Origin of the sequence: Serratia sp. 22264, from assembly GCF_052045345.1 — a bacterium.
GTDB lineage: Bacteria > Pseudomonadota > Gammaproteobacteria > Enterobacterales > Enterobacteriaceae > Serratia > Serratia plymuthica.
Map to the genome: position 1 here is coordinate 137743 of NZ_JBQEOY010000005.1, position 17408 is coordinate 155150.

19 protein-coding genes and 1 other RNA gene are annotated in these 17408 nt (G+C 56.8%); 14 read left to right on the forward strand and 6 right to left on the reverse strand.

Going from position 1 to position 17408, the window contains the following annotated elements; genetic code table 11:
* Positions 1–230 precede the first annotated feature (230 nt).
* A complete protein-coding gene (locus ACTJJ1_RS17925) occupies positions 231–1205 on the forward strand; it encodes a TerC family protein (RefSeq protein WP_006320513.1) in 975 nt (324 codons plus the stop codon).
* Positions 1206–1473: 268 nt separating this feature from the next.
* Positions 1474–2709: a serine/threonine transporter SstT gene (sstT, locus tag ACTJJ1_RS17930; protein ID WP_004948401.1), complete on the forward strand. Its 1236-nt coding sequence runs from the start codon at positions 1474–1476 to the stop codon at positions 2707–2709.
* A 4-nt stretch (positions 2710–2713) separates the two neighbouring features.
* On the opposite strand, the gene ACTJJ1_RS17935 is transcribed toward sstT, so the two are convergent.
* From ACTJJ1_RS17935 to uxaC, 3 genes are all read right to left on the reverse strand, one after another.
* Positions 2714–3271: a YgjV family protein gene (locus tag ACTJJ1_RS17935; protein ID WP_006320511.1), complete on the reverse strand. Its 558-nt coding sequence runs from the start codon at positions 3269–3271 to the stop codon at positions 2714–2716.
* Between the two features lie 74 nt (positions 3272–3345).
* Positions 3346–4836, reverse strand: coding sequence for a UxaA family hydrolase (locus ACTJJ1_RS17940; RefSeq protein ID WP_122288891.1), 1491 nt, complete (start codon positions 4834–4836; stop codon positions 3346–3348).
* 20 nt (positions 4837–4856) lie between these two features.
* Positions 4857–6269: a glucuronate isomerase gene (gene uxaC, locus ACTJJ1_RS17945; protein WP_004948418.1), complete on the reverse strand. Its 1413-nt coding sequence runs from the start codon at positions 6267–6269 to the stop codon at positions 4857–4859.
* Positions 6270–6654: 385 nt separating this feature from the next.
* Between uxaC and ACTJJ1_RS17950 the strand changes: the two genes are divergently transcribed.
* From ACTJJ1_RS17950 to ACTJJ1_RS18000, 11 genes are all read left to right on the forward strand, one after another.
* The gene (locus ACTJJ1_RS17950; RefSeq protein WP_004948421.1) at positions 6655–7953 is read left to right on the forward strand and encodes an MFS transporter; all 1299 of its coding nucleotides are present in this window, start codon (positions 6655–6657) and stop codon (positions 7951–7953) included.
* A gap of 114 nt (positions 7954–8067) precedes the next feature.
* Positions 8068–8844 (forward strand): transcriptional regulator ExuR, encoded by a 777-nt coding sequence (gene exuR, locus ACTJJ1_RS17955; protein WP_004948422.1) that lies wholly within the window; start codon positions 8068–8070, stop codon positions 8842–8844.
* A gap of 185 nt (positions 8845–9029) precedes the next feature.
* Positions 9030–9476, forward strand: coding sequence for a hypothetical protein (locus ACTJJ1_RS17960; protein WP_004948424.1), 447 nt, complete (start codon positions 9030–9032; stop codon positions 9474–9476).
* 139 nt (positions 9477–9615) lie between these two features.
* The gene (locus ACTJJ1_RS17965; protein WP_004948426.1) at positions 9616–10296 is read left to right on the forward strand and encodes a DedA family protein; all 681 of its coding nucleotides are present in this window, start codon (positions 9616–9618) and stop codon (positions 10294–10296) included.
* Positions 10296–10667, forward strand: coding sequence for an EnvZ/OmpR regulon moderator MzrA (gene mzrA / locus ACTJJ1_RS17970; protein ID WP_004948428.1), 372 nt, complete (start codon positions 10296–10298; stop codon positions 10665–10667). The genes ACTJJ1_RS17965 and mzrA overlap by 1 nt, the downstream gene beginning before the upstream one ends.
* Positions 10668–10877: 210 nt before the next feature.
* Positions 10878–11249: a DUF1090 domain-containing protein gene (locus tag ACTJJ1_RS17975; RefSeq protein ID WP_006328229.1), complete on the forward strand. Its 372-nt coding sequence runs from the start codon at positions 10878–10880 to the stop codon at positions 11247–11249.
* A 164-nt stretch (positions 11250–11413) separates the two neighbouring features.
* Positions 11414–11719 (forward strand): DUF883 family protein, encoded by a 306-nt coding sequence (locus ACTJJ1_RS17980; RefSeq protein ID WP_004948431.1) that lies wholly within the window; start codon positions 11414–11416, stop codon positions 11717–11719.
* Between the two features lies 1 nt (position 11720).
* Complete coding sequence (locus ACTJJ1_RS17985) at positions 11721–12122, forward strand: phage holin family protein (protein WP_004948433.1); 402 nt, start codon at positions 11721–11723, stop codon at positions 12120–12122.
* Positions 12119–12406, forward strand: a complete 288-nt coding sequence (locus ACTJJ1_RS17990) for a YqjK-like family protein (protein ID WP_006328231.1) — start codon at positions 12119–12121, stop codon at positions 12404–12406. The genes ACTJJ1_RS17985 and ACTJJ1_RS17990 overlap by 4 nt, the downstream gene beginning before the upstream one ends.
* A 297-nt stretch (positions 12407–12703) precedes the next feature.
* Entirely contained in the window at positions 12704–13099 is a 396-nt protein-coding gene (locus ACTJJ1_RS17995) for a DoxX family protein (protein ID WP_006328232.1), read from the forward strand.
* 74 nt (positions 13100–13173) lie between these two features.
* Positions 13174–14160 carry a glutathione S-transferase family protein gene (locus tag ACTJJ1_RS18000; protein WP_440834730.1) on the forward strand — a complete coding sequence of 329 codons (987 nt, stop codon included), beginning with the start codon at positions 13174–13176 and terminating at the stop codon, positions 14158–14160.
* 108 nt (positions 14161–14268) lie between these two features.
* On the opposite strand, the gene ACTJJ1_RS18005 is transcribed toward ACTJJ1_RS18000, so the two are convergent.
* On the reverse strand, positions 14269–15174 hold the full coding sequence (locus tag ACTJJ1_RS18005; RefSeq protein WP_004948447.1) for a LysR family transcriptional regulator: 906 nt from the start codon (positions 15172–15174) through the stop codon (positions 14269–14271).
* A gap of 107 nt (positions 15175–15281) precedes the next feature.
* Here ACTJJ1_RS18005 and ACTJJ1_RS18010 point away from each other — a divergent pair, with 107 nt between their 5' ends.
* Complete coding sequence (locus tag ACTJJ1_RS18010; protein ID WP_440834732.1) at positions 15282–15983, forward strand: pirin family protein; 702 nt, start codon at positions 15282–15284, stop codon at positions 15981–15983.
* A gap of 84 nt (positions 15984–16067) precedes the next feature.
* On the opposite strand, the gene rnpB is transcribed toward ACTJJ1_RS18010, so the two are convergent.
* Together rnpB and rsmI are read right to left on the reverse strand one after the other, a co-directional pair.
* Positions 16068–16446: RNase P RNA component class A (gene rnpB / locus ACTJJ1_RS18015), an RNA gene on the reverse strand.
* 41 nt (positions 16447–16487) lie between these two features.
* A complete protein-coding gene (rsmI, locus tag ACTJJ1_RS18020) occupies positions 16488–17351 on the reverse strand; it encodes a 16S rRNA (cytidine(1402)-2'-O)-methyltransferase (RefSeq protein WP_004948453.1) in 864 nt (287 codons plus the stop codon).
* Positions 17352–17408: the final 57 nt, after the last annotated feature.

The following is a 17408-nucleotide window of genomic DNA, read 5'->3' on the forward strand; positions in this document are numbered from 1 at the left end:
TTTGCATTACTTTCTGCGGTGCAAAGGGGAGTAACTTCATTGCCGGTTAATCGTCATTACGATGCGCAAGCATCCGGTTACCGGGCAACATGATGTGATGGGCACGGCAGGTGCACCTTCATCAACGTTGTAAGTGAGACCTTGCCGGAAGGCGAGGTTTGCTTGCAGCGTTCACAGAGCGGCTGGCGTCTTCCGACGTTGGCCGTTTTTGTTTTTGAAGGATATCTCTGATGATGAATACCGTTGGCACACCTTGGTTATGGGGCAGTTTCGCCGCCATCATAGTTGTGATGCTCGCAATCGACTTATTGCTGCAAGGCCGCAAAGGCGCGCACACCATGACGCTGAAGCAGGCCGCCAGTTGGTCGCTGGTGTGGGTCAGCCTTTCCCTGCTGTTCAACCTGGGTTTCTGGTACTACCTGAACCAAACCGCCGGGCGCGCCGTCGCCGATACGCAGGCGCTCGCCTTCCTCACCGGTTACCTGATCGAAAAAGCGCTGGCGGTCGATAACGTCTTCGTTTGGCTGATGCTGTTCAGCTATTTCGCCGTTCCGGCTAACCTGCAACGACGCGTGCTGATTTTCGGCGTATTGGGCGCGATCGTGCTACGTACCATCATGATCTTCGCCGGTAGCTGGCTGGTGACCCAGTTCCAGTGGCTGCTGTATCTGTTCGGTGCCTTCCTGCTGTTCACCGGCATCAAGATGGCGCTGGCGAAAGAAGACGATTCGGCGATTGGCGACAAACCGCTGGTAAGGTGGCTGCGCAGCCATCTGCGCATGACCGACAACCTCGAAGGCGAACGTTTCTTCGTGCGCCGCAACGGGCTGTTGTTCGCTACGCCGCTGGTGCTGGTATTGATCCTGGTGGAACTGAGCGACGTGATTTTCGCGGTCGACAGCATTCCGGCCATCTTTGCCGTTACTACCGATCCGTTTATCGTCCTGACCTCTAACCTGTTTGCCATCATGGGCCTGCGCGCCATGTATTTCCTGCTGGCCAACGTGGCGGAGCGCTTCTCGATGCTGAAATACGGTCTGTCGATCATCCTGATGTTTATCGGCGTCAAGATGCTGATTATCGACTTCTTCCATATCCCGATCGGCGTTTCGCTCGGCGTGGTAGCCGGTATTCTGACATTAACGCTGCTGATCAATGCCTGGGTTAACCGCCGCAACGATCGCCTGGCGAATAAAGCGCCATAATCTGTTATCCGGGGCGCTAGCCGCCCCGCGATTGTTTGGCAATTCGTCCAAAACGCCAAACGTTATTGCGATCACACAAATGTAACCAGTATGTTATCAAGAGTTGATCCGCCCTCAGAATTTCACTTCCTCCCCTTTCCAACCCCCTTTGTTTACTGAATACTGATTTGGCAAACATACTTAGTTACAGATAGAAATAAAAATTGCCCGGCAGCGTTCCTGTCGAGGCAGTCAGTCTGTGCGCAACCTCACCGGGAAGAAAAGCACTATGCAAAAACTGTTAAAACGGATCACACAGGGCAGCCTGGTTAAGCAAATTATGGTCGGCCTGGTGGCCGGTATTATCGTGGCGTTGGTTTCACCGGGGACGGCCTCCGCCGTCGGGCTGCTTGGCGCGCTGTTCGTCGGCGCGTTAAAAGCCGTGGCGCCGCTGTTGGTTCTGGTACTGGTCATGGCCTCGATCGCCAACCACAAGCACGGGCAGAAAACCAATATTCGCCCGATCCTGTTCCTCTATCTGCTGGGGACTTTCGCTGCGGCGCTGGTGGCGGTGGTGGTCAGCTTTATGTTCCCGTCCAATCTGGCGCTGGTTGCCGGCAACGCGGACATCAACCCGCCGGGCGGCATTGTTGAAGTGCTGAAAAGCCTGTTGATGAGCGTGGTCGCCAACCCATTCCACGCGCTGATTAACGCCAACTATATCGGCATCCTGGCCTGGGCGATTGGCCTGGGGCTGGCGCTGCGCCACGCTTCGGAAACCACCAAATCGCTGATTAACGATATGTCGCATGCAGTAACTTTGGTGGTGCGCGCGGTGATCCGCTGTGCGCCGCTCGGCATCTTCGGTCTGGTGGCTTCGACGCTGGCGGAAACCGGCTTCGGTGCGCTGTGGGGCTACGCGCAACTGCTGATGGTGTTGATCGGCTGTATGCTGCTGGTCGCGCTGGTGCTGAACCCGCTGATCGTTTACTGGAAAATCCGCCGCAACCCTTATCCTCTGGTGTTCGCCTGCCTGCGCGAAAGCGGCGTGACCGCGTTCTTCACCCGCAGCTCGGCCGCCAACATTCCGGTGAATATGGAGTTGTGCAAAAAGCTGAATCTGAACGAAGACACCTACTCGGTTTCTATCCCGTTGGGCGCAACCATCAATATGGCCGGCGCGGCGATCACCATTACCGTGCTGACGCTGGCGGCGGTGCACACTCTGGGCATTCCGGTTGACGTCCCGACCGCGCTGCTGCTGAGCGTCGTGGCGGCGATCTGTGCCTGCGGCGCTTCCGGCGTGGCCGGCGGTTCGTTGTTGCTGATCCCACTGGCGTGCAACATGTTCGGCATCCCGAACGATATCGCCATGCAGGTCGTGGCGGTGGGCTTTATCATCGGCGTGCTGCAGGACTCCGCAGAGACCGCACTGAACTCATCCACCGACGTGCTGTTCACCGCCGCGGCCTGCCAGGCGGAAGATCAACGTCTGGCGGATGAAGACCCGTTGAACGTGCGTTAAGCGGTTAACGATCGTCAGCAAGGCGCCCAATGGGCGCCTTTTTTTCTACCGCAAAAGGATCAATGCCGCGCAGTTGCAGGCGACGGAAACGGATAATGTTGAAGCCGTTCATCAGCAGGAAGCTGCCTTCTATCAGCGAACCGCCTATCGACCCGAGCCAGATGTTATGCGTGACCCAGCAGGCGGTGGAACACCACATCACGCAACGGGTCGTCAGCCCGCGGGTGCGAAACAGTGCCCAGGTGCTGATTGAAGTACCGAAGATCGGCAACAGTTCGATGGGATGTTGGAAGTGCGTCAGGCCGATAGTCAGCGTCAAACTGATAAACAGCCACATCACCCACAGACTGCGAGTGCGCATTGAAACCAGATTGCGGCAGGCGCTGAGCAACGCGCTGCTGCCGGCGGCGCTCGCCCCCATCAGGAAGAAGTGGATGCCGATAATCAGGCTGTATCCTGACAGTTGCAGCTTGAAACGCTGGTCGTCGCGATTGAAAAAACTGGTGATGCCTACCAGAAAAGCCAGCACGCCCACGGCCTGGGCAAACCAATAAAACGTCATTAGGGGATCCTGAAGCGGGAGACAATGGCGTTAAAAGTGAAACGCTGTTTTATGCTACTCCCGCTGCCGGTGCTTTACAATGTCACCCCGCTTTTAAAAATCGCCAACTCGCGGAAATCGTTCGCTTCGTTGCGCGCCGCTTTGCCATCGGCGATCGCCACGATCAGATCGACAAACTGTTCCAGCAGGCGATCCATCGGCGTGCCGTGGATCAATTGCCCGGCGTCGAAATCGATCCAGTGCGGTTTTTTCGCCGCAAGTTCGCTGTTGGTCGCCAGTTTTACCGTGGGAACAAAGCCACCGTAGGGCGTGCCACGCCCGGTACTGAACAACACCATATGGCAGCCGGCGCCGGCCAGCGCGCTGGTCGCCACCGCGTCATTGCCGGGTGCGCTGAGCAGGTTTAACCCTGGCTGCCGCAGCCGTTCGCCGTATTTGAGCACGTCCACTACCCGGCTCTGCCCGGCTTTCTGCGTGCAACCAAGGGATTTTTCTTCCAAAGTGGTAATGCCGCCCGCCTTGTTGCCCGGCGAAGGGTTTTCATAAATCGGCTGGTTATGGGCGATAAAATACTGTTTGAAATCGTTGACCATGCTGACGGTTTTCTCGAAGGTCGCCCGATCGCGGCAGCGGCTCATCAGGATCCGTTCTGCGCCAAACATCTCCGGCACCTCGGTCAGCACCGTGGTGCCGCCGTTGGCGATCACATAATCGGAAAACCGCCCCAGCAACGGGTTGGCGGTGATGCCGGACAGCCCGTCCGATCCGCCGCACTCCAGGCCGAACTTCAATTCGCTCAATTTGCCCGGTTGGCGACGATCGTCGCGCATGGCCCGGTACAACTCATGCAGTTGCTCCAGCCCGGCTTCCACCTCATCGTCCTGCTGCTGGCACACCATAAAGCGCACCCGCTGCTCATCCGTCGGCCCGAGCGTGCTGCGGAAAACATCTACCTGATTGTTCTCGCACCCCAGGCCAATCACCAGCACCGCGCCGGCATTCGGATGGCGCACCATATTTTGCAGCATGGTACGGGTGTTTTCATGATCCTGCCCCAATTGCGAACAGCCGAACGGATGGCTGAACAGATGTACGCCATCGATCCCCTGCGCATCCTGAGTTTCCTTCAGAAAACGCTGCTGGATCTGCCGGGCAATGCCGTTGACGCAACCGACGGTCGGCACGATCCACAGTTCGTTGCGGATCCCCACCTCGCCGCTGCTGCGGCGATAGAGCTGTACTTCACGATCGGCAGCCTGCGGCGGCAGCGCGGGAAATTCCGGCTGGTACTGATAGCTGTCCAGATCGCTCAGGTTGGTTTTGGCATTTTGCGAGTGGATGTGCACGCCCGGCGCTATGGCGACCAGCGCATGGCCGATCGGCAGCCCGTACTTGATGATCGCCTCGCCGGCTGCGATCGGCTGCAGCGCAAACTTGTGTCCACGCGCCACCGGCTGCGAAAGCCGAATAGTCAGCGCTTCCAGCGCCAGCGTTTCGCCGTCGGCCAGATCGCGCAGCGCCACCGCCACATTATCCTGCGAATGAATTTTTACGATGCTTTGCATAAACCAACCTCGGGCAGCGGCTACGCCAGTTCAATGGCGAAATAATTTTTGGCATTGTCGAAGCAGATGTTTTTCACCATCTCGCCGAGCAGCGCGATATCCGCCGGCGCTTCCCCCTCCTCCACCCAGCGACCTATCATCTGGCAGAGAATGCGCCGGAAATATTCATGGCGGGTATACGACAAGAAGCTGCGGCTGTCGGTCAGCATGCCGACAAAACGGCTCAGCAGGCCAAGCTGTGCCAACTGTGTCATCTGGCGTTGCATGCCGTCTTTCTGATCGTTGAACCACCAGCCTGAACCAAACTGCATTTTGCCTGGCGTGCCCTCACCCTGGAAATTACCCACCATGGTGCCGATCACTTCGTTATCGCGCGGGTTGAGGCAATACAGGATGGTTTTCGGTAATCCTCCCTGCCGGGATTGAGCATCCAGCAAGCGGGAAAGCGGCTCCGCCAGCGGCCGGTCGTTAATGGAGTCGAAGCCGATATCCGGGCCAACGCTTGCCAGCATCCGGCTGTTGTTATTGCGCAATGCGCCGATGTGATACTGCTGCACCCATTCACGACGTTGATATTCAGCGGCCAGGAACAGCAGCACTGCGCTTTTGAACTGGGCGCTTTGCTCCGGCCCAGGCAGCTTGCCGCTCAGGCGCTGGGCCAGAATGGCGTCCAGTTCGGCTTCGTTAGCTTCGCCATACACCACCACATCCAGCGCATGGTCGGCCACTTTGCAGCCGTGAGCGGCGAAGTGGTCCATGCGTTTTTTCAACGCGTCGCACAGCGAGGTGAAGCGGCTGATACTGATATCCGCTGCCGCCTCCAGCTTTTTCAGATAATCGTTAAAGCCCGGCGCATCGATATTGAACGCCTTATCCGGTCGCCAGCTTGGCAGCACCTTGATATCGAAACTGTCGTCGGCGGCAATCGCTTTATGGTGGCGCAGATCGTCGATCGGATCGTCGGTGGTGCCGACCATTTTCACCTTCATCTGCTGCATGATGCCACGCGCTCTGAAATCGTCCTGCGCCAACAGCGCGTTACCGCGATGCCAGATATCGTCCGCCGTCGCCGGGGAAAGCAGCGTGCCGGTGATGCCGAACGGGCGGCGCAGTTCGAGATGAGTCCAGTGATACAGCGGGTTGCCGATGGTATGTGGCACTGTGGCGGCCCAGGCGTCGAATTTCTCGCGGTCGCCGGCATCGCCGGTGCACAGACGTTCGGCCACGCCGTTGGTGCGCATCGCCCGCCATTTGTAGTGATCGCCCTTTAACCAGATGTCATATAAGTTTTTGAAGCGGGTATTCTCGGCGATCTGTTCCGGCGGCAAATGACAGTGGTAGTCAAAGATCGGCTGATCCGCCGCATAGTCGTGATACAAACGCCGGGCAAATTCGCTGCCCAACAAAAAATCTTCGTTTAAAAACGTCGCCATATCAGGCTCCTCACCTTGCTGACCGTTCGGCACAGTGTTCAATACGACAAAGTTATCACACCAATTACATGAAGCGTCCAGCAAAATCTTACCCCAGCCTGCGGCCTTTTTCCCTCGAAAAAGGCAATTAATGCGTGATTTCGCAGCAAAAGACGGCCTGAATCACGTAATTACCGGCCAAAGCGCATTGCCCAATTGAATCTTGGCTTTTGTGATATCACTCAACTTTTAAATCTGTATGACAAGTTATTGTCTCGCCACCCCGTCGCTGGTGCGTTGGGAATGCGTCGGTGATGGAAGGGCCGATGCAGATCAACGAAAAGGAATCACACCCCTACACGCCGCCACCTCGGCTGCGCATATTCAAGACTGGGAGATATTTCGGATGCGTAAAATTAAAGGGTTACGCTGGTACATGATTGGGTTGGTGACCATCGGCACCGTGCTGGGTTACCTGACCCGCAACGCCATTGCCGTGGCGGCGCCGACGCTGGAAGGCACCTTGCATATCACCACGCAGCAGTATTCTTACATCGTCGCCGCTTATTCCGCCTGCTACACCGTGATGCAACCGGTGGCGGGATACGTGCTGGACGTCTTGGGCACCAAGGTAGGCTATGCCATGTTCGCCGTCTTGTGGGCGCTGTTTTGCATGGGGACTGCGCTGGCTAACAGTTGGGGCGGGCTGGCGCTGGCGCGCGGCGCCGTGGGCATGGCCGAGGCGGCAATGATCCCCGCCGGCCTGAAGGCCAGCAGCGAGTGGTTCCCGGCCAAAGAGCGTTCCATCGCCGTAGGGTACTTTAATGTGGGTTCGTCGATCGGCGGGATGATCGCGCCGCCGCTGGTCGTCTGGGCCATCGTCGCCCACAGCTGGGAAATGGCGTTTATTATCACCGGTGTGCTGAGCCTTATCTGGGCCATCTGCTGGCTGATCTTCTACAAGCACCCGAAAGATCAAAAGAAACTCAGCCAGGAAGAGCGGGATTACATCCTCGGGGGCCAGGAACCGCAACACCAGACCGGCAACGCCAAGAAAATGTCCGCCTGGCAGATCGTGCGCAACCGCCAGTTCTGGGGCATCGCGCTGCCGCGTTTTCTGGCAGAACCGGCCTGGGGCACCTTCAACGCCTGGATCCCGTTATTCATGTTCAAAGCCTATGGCTTTAACCTGAAGGAAATCGCCATGTTTGCCTGGATGCCGATGCTGTTCGCCGATCTCGGCTGCATCGTCGGCGGGTATCTGCCGCCGTTCTTCCAGAAACACTTCAAGGTGAACCTGATCGTTTCACGCAAGCTGGTGGTCACGATGGGCGCGGTGCTGATGATTGGCCCCGGTATGATCGGCCTGTTCACCAGCCCCTACGCCGCCATCGCGCTGCTGTGCGTCGGAGGCTTTGCTCACCAGGCGCTGTCCGGTGCGCTGATCACCCTGTCTTCAGACGTATTTGGCCGTAACGAGGTCGCGACCGCCAACGGCCTGACCGGCATGGCGGCCTGGACCGCCAGCACCCTGTTTGCTCTGGTGGTCGGCGCGTTAGCAGATACCCTGGGCTTCAGCCCGCTGTTCGCCGCGCTGTCGGTATTCGATATTCTCGGCGCCATCGTTATCTGGACCGTCCTGCAAAACCGGCCGGCCTTACCCCCCACGGAAGAGGCTCCACAGCCTGTCCCGGCGCGCAGTTAACCCCCCCCGCCCGGCCACGCGCCGGGCGTCCCTTGCGGCCACTGGCAGCCCTGCCGAATAAGTGGTATAACAAATCCGACAGCCACGCCCCTTCTTACCCTAAGAGCATTCATTATGGAATTCACTGAAACCAGACGCCTGTATCAGCAACTGGCCGCCGAGCTTAAGCAGCGCATTGAAAGCGGCCGCTACCCGGTGGGCGATAAGCTGCCGGCCGAGCGCTATATTGCTGAAGAGATGAACGTCAGCCGCACCGTGGTACGCGAAGCCATCATCATGCTCGAAGTGGAAGGCTACGTTGACGTACGCAAGGGGTCCGGGATCCACGTGATGTCCAACCAGCAAAAGCATCTGGTGGTGCCGGGCGACAGCATTGAGTTCGCCACCGCCGGGCCTTTCGAACTGCTGCAGGCGCGCCAGTTGATCGAAAGCAACATCGCCGAATTCGCCGCCACCCAGGTCACCAAACAAGATATCGTCCAGTTGATGGAGATCCAGGAACACGCACGCAAGGAAGACCGGTTCCGTGATTCGCAGTGGGATCTGAAATTCCACGTGCAGGTGGCGCTGGCTACGCAAAATACCGCGATGGCGACCATCGTGGAAAAAATGTGGAGCCAACGGGTGAATAACCCTTATTGGATCAAGCTGCACGAACATATCGACGAGCGATCTATCGCCAGTTGGTGCGACGACCACGATCAGATCCTCAAGGCATTGATACGTAAAGACCCTTATGCCGCCAAACTGGCGATGTGGCAGCACCTGGAAAACACCAAGCAAATGCTGTTCAACGCCACCAGCGACGATTTCGAATATAACGCCGACCGCTATCTGTTCGCCGAAAACCCGGTGGTGCATCTGGACGGCATGACCGCCGAAAACAAATAGCGCACGCGGTCAAAAACCGTTGGGTTATGTCAGGTAATGTAAAATCCGCCGAATCGATGCCTGAACCGCCGTTTGCCGTGTAGTATTTCACCGGAGGCAACGTAGATTTCCCTGTTGCCAATCGTGCTATTTTGGTAAAGTTAGGCCACTTTTTTACCCTTTGCTGCGGGGCGGAACACGAATACATGCGCTGGTTGTTTGCCATGCTTATTGCTCTTTTTTGCTGGACCGGTTCGGTCTCCGGCCAAAAGCTATGCGCGGCCCCCTCCAAAGCAACCCCCACGGCACTGAGTAGCCTGCCCTCGCTCGATAACCCGGCGCTGTCCCCTTATGACCAGGTTTATCGGTCTCCAGCAGAGTTGCAGCGCAAAGCGCCCGGTAAATTGCCGCTGCTGTTGCCGCGTGTGCATTCTTACCCCGGCTCACTGCCGGCCTCCGCCCAATTGCAGCCGGTCTATACGTTGGCCTCTGAGCTGGGCCATAATGCCAGATTCCCGCGTCAGCACTTATCTGTACCCAATCAGCTTGTTCAGGCCAACTGGATGCTGCACACCCCACAGCAGCAAAACAGGCTCGGTGGCTGGAAAGAAAGTAATATGCTTTATCGTGGCACGCTGACTTACCACTCATGACCGGTGTAGCACCGACGAGAACTCACTAAAAGCAACACCGTTTCATCGTTATCAGCAGCCAGGATCGCCCGCGCGCTTTCAGCCCACTTCCGATCCGCCGCTGAGATAAAGACAAACAATGACGTTTTAGGAACACCGGATGGACATCATTAAAGAACTGTTACATGCCTTATGGCAGCAGGATTTTGAGACGCTGGCGAACCCATCGCTGGTCTGGACGCTTTATGTCCTGCTGTTTCTGATTTTATTTCTGGAAAACGGCCTGCTGCCGGCAGCATTTTTACCCGGCGACAGCCTGCTGATCCTGGTAGGCGTTTTGATCGCCAAAGGCACCATGAATTTCCCGCTCACCATCCTGATCCTGACCGTTGCCGCCAGCCTGGGGTGCTGGGTCAGTTACATACAAGGCAAATGGCTGGGCAATACGCGAACGGTGCAGGGCTGGCTGTCGCATCTGCCGGCGCATTATCACCAGCGCGCGCACCAATTGTTCCACCGCCACGGGCTTTCCGCCCTGCTGGTCGGTCGTTTCCTGGCGTTTGTCCGCACCCTGTTGCCTACCATTGCCGGTCTCTCCGGCCTGAGTAATGCCCGTTTCCAATTCTTTAACTGGATGAGCGGTCTGCTGTGGGTGGTGATCCTGACGTCACTGGGCTTTGCTTTGGGCAAAACCCCGGTGTTCCGCAAGTATGAAGACCAACTGATGTTCTGCCTGATGCTGCTGCCGCTGGTACTGCTGGTGGTTGGGCTGGTGGGATCGCTGATCGTGCTGTGGCGCAAGAAACGCGCCGACAGCCAGAATCAGGGGAAAGGGGCGTGATGGCAAAGCGCCCGCGCTGGCAGTATGTTTTGCTGATTGCACTCGCCCTGTTGGCGCTGGCGACGCTGCTGGTTCCCTGTATGGTGCGCACCGAAAGCGAGCTGCGCATCCGCGCCAGTCAGCAAGGCCTTTCGCTGCCTGACGGCTTTTTTGTCTATCAGCGGCTGGATGAGCGCGGTATTCGCATCAAAAGCATTACCCCCGAAGGTGATGGTCTGGTGATCCGTCTGGATTCACCGGAACAACAGCTGTTGGCGCGCGAAGCGCTGCAAACGATTTTACCGCCGGGTTATATCATCGCTCTGAGCGAATCCCCTGTTCCAAGCCATTGGGTCCGTGAATTTGCACGCGCCCCGCTCAATCTGGGATAATACCCCTTCGAATGAAGGGTTTTCCTTTCGTTTTTACGCCCTGTTCAATTAATCACCGATCGCCATCGAACTGTGGCTGATTCTTTGGGGTCTGCGCGATTCAAGGCTATGCTGAAAGCTAGCTGCGTAAACTCCTGTCGCACTGCTTTTGCAAGCAGTCAGGAAAAGCGGATGCGTGCCAATGCGTCCCATTAACAAGGAACCGATAGCATGAAATTACGCCACTCACTCTTACTGATCCTCCCGTTATGTGCATTGCCGGCCCTGTCATTTGCTGCCGAAGGCGGTTGTGCGACCAAGGCGCAAAACATCCAGCAGCAGATTGATTACGCCACCCAACATGGCAATCATAACCGTATAGCCGGGCTGAAAAAGGCGCTGAGCGAAGTACAGGCGAACTGTACCGAAGCGAGCCTGCAGGCCGATCGCCAGAAAAAAATCGAAGAGAAACAAAGCAAGGTCGCCGAACGTCAGCAAGAGCTGAAAACAGCCCAGCAAACCGGCAACCTGGATAAAGTTGCCAAGAAGCAGAAAAAACTGACGGAAGCACAGGCCGAGCTTAAACAGGCCCAGGCGGAATAATTTTTTTACACCAGCGGATTTATCGCTGAGAGCCGCGTCATGCGGGATTTTTACTGCATATAGAATGAATGCTTAGTGATATCGGCTACTCATTCACCCTTTGCTCCGGCGAAAAAATCCGCTATGTTGAAAGTCTGTCGAAGTTAACGTTAAGGAATAATCACATGGCACATGATTCAAATGCAGAAAACTTACGCGCTGAACTTAAATCCTTAGCCGATACGCTGGAAGAAGTGCTGAACTCTTCCACCGATAAACCAAAAGCCGAGCTGGAAAAGCTGCGCTCCAAAGCCGAAAGCGCATTGAAAGATACCCGCGTTCGCCTGAGCGACGCCGGGGACAAAATTGCTTCCCAGACCAAGCAAATCGCCGGCCAGGCGGATGATTACGTGCGTGATAATCCGTGGACAGGTATCGGTATCGGCGCTGCGGTTGGCGTAGTGCTGGGCGTTCTGCTAGCGCGCCGCTAATATGGCAGAACAACCACAAGTTCGTGCACAGGGCCCCGCCAAAGGGGTCCTCGATGTCGCCCAACGCATCATCACTATTTTGGTGAGTATGGTCGAAACGCGGGTGCGCCTGGCGGTTGTCGAGCTGGAAGAGGAGAAAGCCAACCTCATTCAGTTGCTGATCATGGCCGGTATGACCCTTTTATTCACTGCATTTGGCCTGATGAGCCTGCTGATCCTGATTTTCTGGGCCATTGACCCTATCTACCGCTTGATGGCGTTAGGCGCCACCACGGGCATCTTGCTGTTCCTGGCTATTTTCGGCGCCATCTGGACGCTGGTCAAAGCGCGCCGCTCCACCCTGTTGGGCGCTACACGCAAACAGTTGGAGATCGACCGTTCCGAGCTGGAGGGTGAAAAATGAATCGCCGTCGCTACCTGGAATGGAGAAAAGAGAAACTGATTCGGCAGATCCAGCAACAACGGCTGGATCTGGCCGAAAACAAAACCCTGTGGCTGGAAAAAACCGAGCGCATCGATCGCGGTTGGCAAACTCTTTTCGGTCTGCGCAAATACCTGGTCGTCGGCTCCAGCGTGATGGCGCTTTACGGTATCCGCCACCCAAGCAAACTGATTCGCTGGTCACGTCGCGCTTTTGGTGTCTTTGGCACTATCCGATTGATCCAGAAAACTTTTTCTACCAAATAACCCTACTGATTTCTTCAATTCTTCCGTCGTTATGCCCAGTTTTTCACAGAAATTTATTCTTTCTGTCGATGACGGCTGGGTAACTTTCTGATTCGCCATCATTTGTTAGCAGGCTACAGATTCAGTTTTTTTGAAAAAATACGACAGTTTTACTTGCTAACAACGGAACCACTTCCCGATTAACATTCACTCCATCAAACACGTAACGGGCAGGACAGGGTCAGAGACCCGGCATACCGCCCGCTAACAGCGGTAAACGCCAAGACTGGCGAACTAAAAATCACTTTGGAGTTGATGATGAAAAAATTAGAAGATACAGGTTTGCTGGTTGCTCGTATTCTGATGCCAATCCTGTTTATCGTGGCAGGTTACGGCAAAATGGGCGACGCCTATGCCGGCACCCAGCAGTATATGCAATCGATGGGCGTACCTGGCTTCTTGTTGCCGCTGACCATCTTGCTGGAGTTCGGTGGCGGCCTGGCGATTCTGTTCGGTTTCCTGACCCGCACCGTGGCGCTGTTCACTGCCGGTTTCACCCTTCTGACTGCGGTACTGTTCCATACTAACTTTGCGGAAGGCGTAAACCAGCTGATGTTCATGAAGAACCTGACCATCGCCGGTGGCTATATCGTACTGGCCGTTGCCGGCCCAGGCGGTTTCAGCATCGACCGTATTTTGAACAAAAAGTGGTAAGCTTCTAATACCGAATCAGGGGTCCGGCATGCCGGACCCTTCTGCTTTTTCACTCGGACACGAAGGAGATCATCATGGGACAACTCGTCGATGGCGTTTGGCAAGACATCTGGTATGACACCTCATCTACCGGAGGCCGTTTCAAACGCTCAACCTCTCAGTTCCGCAACTGGGTGACTGCAGACGGCCAACCGGGCGAACACGGCACCGGAGGGTTTAAAGCGGAGAAAGACCGTTATCACCTGTACGTTTCACTCGCCTGTCCTTGGGCGCACCGCACGTTGCTGATGCGCAAACTGAAGGGGCTGGAGCAGATTATCCCGGTTTCCGTGGTGCATCCGCTGATGTTGGAAAACGGCTGGACCTTCGGCCAGGACTTCCCTGAAACGACCGGCGACAGCCTTTATCACTCAGACTTTCTCTATCAGCTTTACCTGCGCGCCGATGAACATTACACCGGCCGCGTGACGGTGCCGGTACTGTGGGACAAACAGCAGCAGACCATCGTCAGCAATGAATCTGCCGATATCATTCGCATGTTCAACAGTGCATTTGATGGCGTCGGCGCTCGCGCGGGGGATTCTTATCCCAACGACCTGCGCGGCAAAATCGATGAGCTGAACGGTTGGATTTATGACCAGGTGAATAACGGTGTCTACAAGGCCGGTTTCGCCACCAGTCAGGAAGCCTATGACGAAGCGGTGAATGCGCTGTTTGACGCACTGGCGCGGCTGGAGCAGATCCTGGGCCAACACCGTTACCTGACCGGCGATCGCCTGACCGAGGCCGACCTGCGTCTGTGGACCACGCTGGTGCGCTTCGATCCGGTGTATGTCACCCATTTTAAATGCGATAAACGCCGCATCAGCGATTATCTCAACCTGTACGGCTTCCTGCGCGACATCTACCAGATGCCAGGCATCGCCGAAACGGTTAGCCTACCGCACATCCGCAACCACTATTACCGTAGCCACACCACTCTCAACCCGCACGGCATTATTTCCATTGGGCCGGCGCAGGATCTGGACGAGCCACACGGCCGCGACAAACGTTTCGGTTAGCCCATTTCCCCCTTTCTTTAACGGTCAGGGGGAACAATAAAACAGCCCGCTGTGCTTGCACCTGCGGGCCGTTGGCGATCAGGCGCTCAATAACGGCACACAGTCCGGTTACTGCCGTTCCTGCTGGGCGAAGAGCCGTGGGATTTCGCGCAGGAACCAGGCTTTCGCCTCCCCCATGCTGTCGCGCCGCCAAGCCATGATGATATCGGCCTCACGGCTGTATTCCGGCCCCACCACCCTCAGCCGCCCTTCTTCAATGTCTTTTTCCACCATCGGGTAAGGCATGGTCGCCACGCCCAGGCCGGCCAGCAGCGCCAGGCGCTTGTCGCCAATGGTGCTGACCGTCAGGCGCTGCTGTTTATCCAACAACTGCACGGTCAATACCGGCCGTTCACGGGCTGTATCCGCCACCGCAATGCCGCGGTATTTCACGCGAGTCAGTTCGGACAAGGGTTCCGGCTCCAGATGAATGGGGTGATCCGGCGCGGCGACGTAAACGCTCATCACCTTGTACAGCTTGCGGGTGTTGATCTCCGAGGAAGCACGGAAATGCATGTCCGGTGCGATGACGATATCGGCTCGCCCTTGCTCCAGCCGCTCCCAGGCACCGGCCAGCACTTCGGTAAAAATCGATACCTGGGTATTGGCCTTCAGCGCCAGCTTGTCGACCAGCGGAAACAGTTTACTCGCCGGCGACAGCGCTTCGCTGACGATGGTCAGGTGAGTTTCCCAACCGCGCGCCAGCGCTTCGGCATCCGTAGTCAGCTTGTCGGCCGCCTCCAGCAACACCCGCCCGCGCTCCAGCAGCATGCGCCCAACGTTGGTGAACTTGGTGCGGTGGCCGGAGCGATCGAACAGCACCACGTCCAATTCTTCTTCCAATTTTTGCATGGTGTAGCTGAGCGCCGAGGGCACCCGCCCCAGTTCATCGGCTGCCGCAGCAAAGCTGCCGCGTCGGTCGATCGCATCCATAACCCTTAACGCTTCAAGCGTTAACGCCCGATCTCTGGCCATCGAATCTCTCTGTCAGGAAATTTGAATATGCCGACCAGATTAACTGGCTAACAATCCGGCGTCCAGATGCTTACCATTTGGATAATGAATTTAGAGAGCCGATTGCCATGATTACATGCAGAACAGCACAACAATGCGGGCAAGCTGACTTTGGTTGGCTGCAGGCTCGCTATACCTTTTCTTTTGGACATTATTTCGATCCCAAACTGATGGGCTACGCCTCGTTGCGGGTGCTGAACCAGGAGGTGCTGGCGCCGGGTGCGTCATTCCAGCCACGCACCTATCCCAGCGTGGATATCCTGAATCTGATCTTGCAGGGGGAAGCCGAATACCGCGACAACGACGGCAATACCGTGCGCGCCAAGGCCGGTGAAGCCTTGTTGTTGGCCACGCAGCCAGGGTTGAGTTACAGCGAACAGAACGTCAGCAGCGATACGCCGCTGACCCGTCTGCAGCTGTGGCTGAATGTCTGCCCGGACCGCAACAACGATCGAGTACAGCGTCTGAGGCTGCCGGATAACGGCTCGACGCTGCTGGCATCACCGGACGGCGCCCAGGGCAGCCTGCAACTGCGCCAGCAGGTGTGGATCCATCATCTGGATTTACAGCCGGGCGAACAGCAGACGTTTGCGCTGAACGGGCAACGGGCTTACCTGCAGTCGATCCACGGCACCATCGAAGCCAATGGCGATCGTAACGAAGGCCAACGCTTGACCTGCGGCGACGGGGCTTTTATCCATGAAGAGAACCGCCTGACGATCCGCGCCGAAACGCCGCTGCGTGCGCTGCTGATTGATTTACCGGTGTGAATCAAGCGGGTGCAACATGTCGAACTCGCTGAATACCAATGGAAAAAACCCCGCGTAACTTGCGTCACGCGGGGTTTTCTTTATAGAGGGAGTTGACCGGTAAGCCGGGTTCTGTCGTGGACAGTCATTCCTCTAGGCCAGCAATCGCTCACTGGCTCAAGCAGCCTACCCGGGTTCAGTACGGGCCGTACCATGTGAACCCCTATTTGGCCTTGCTCCGGGTGGAGTTTACCGTGCCACGAACTGTTGCCAGCCGCGCGGTGCGCTCTTACCGCACCCTTTCACCCTTACCTGATCCCGCTTGCGCGGGCCATCGGCGGTTTGCTCTCTGTTGCACTAGTCGTAGGCTTGCGCCTCCCAGGCGTTACCTGGCACCCTGCCCTATGGAGCCCGGACTTTCCTCCCCTCCACCTGTCTCCCCCGAAAGGGACGGCAGTGAAGCGGCGACTGTCTGGTCAACTCCGGCGCGGATAGTAGCGTCGCGCTCACGGCAGGTCAACCGCTTTACTGTTCTTGTTGCTCTAACGCGTGTTTATACAACGCATTTTTCTTCACGCCGTGGATTTCCGCCGCCAACGCCGCCGCCTTTTTCAGCGGCAATTCTTTTTGCAGCAACGCCAGCGTGCGCAGCGCCTCCAGCGGCAATGCGTCATCCTGCGCCTTATGGCCTTCGACGATCAGCACCATTTCGCCACGGCGACGCACTTCGTCTTCCTGTACCCAGGCCAGCAGCTCACCCACCGGCGCACCCGTGATGGACTCCCAGGTTTTGGTCAGCTCACGCGCCAGCACTACATAGCGCTGCGGCCCCCACACGGTGACCATGTCCTGCAAACTTTCCAGCAAACGGTGGGTGGATTCGTAGAAAATCAACGTGCGCGGTTCCTCTGCCAGCGCCATCAGCGTATCCTTACGCCCCTTGGTTTTCGCCGGCAGGAACCCTTCGTAACAGAAGCGGTCTGAAGCAACGCCGGCGGCACACAGTGCGGTGGTTGCCGCACAGGCTCCCGGCAGCGGTACCACGCGAATGCCGGCTTCGCGGCAGCGGCGCACCAGGTGATAACCGGGATCGTTGATCAACGGGGTGCCGGCGTCGGAAACCAGCGCAATGCTCTGGCCTTCCTGCAGTTTCGCCAGCAGTTGGTCGGCCTTTTGCTGTTCGTTATGGTCATGCAGCGCAAACAGCCGCGCGCTAATCGCAAAGTGTTGCAACAGCAACCCGGTGTGGCGCGTGTCCTCGGCCGCAATCAGATCAACGCTTTTCAGTACCTCTAACGCACGGTGGGTAATATCCCCCAAATTACCGATGGGAGTGGGCACCACATACAGCGTTGATGCAGAAATGACTGATTGTTGGTGTTGATTCATTGTTTCATCCGGGTTGCCGATTTAATATTGAGCATCTTGAAAAAAACATCACTGGAT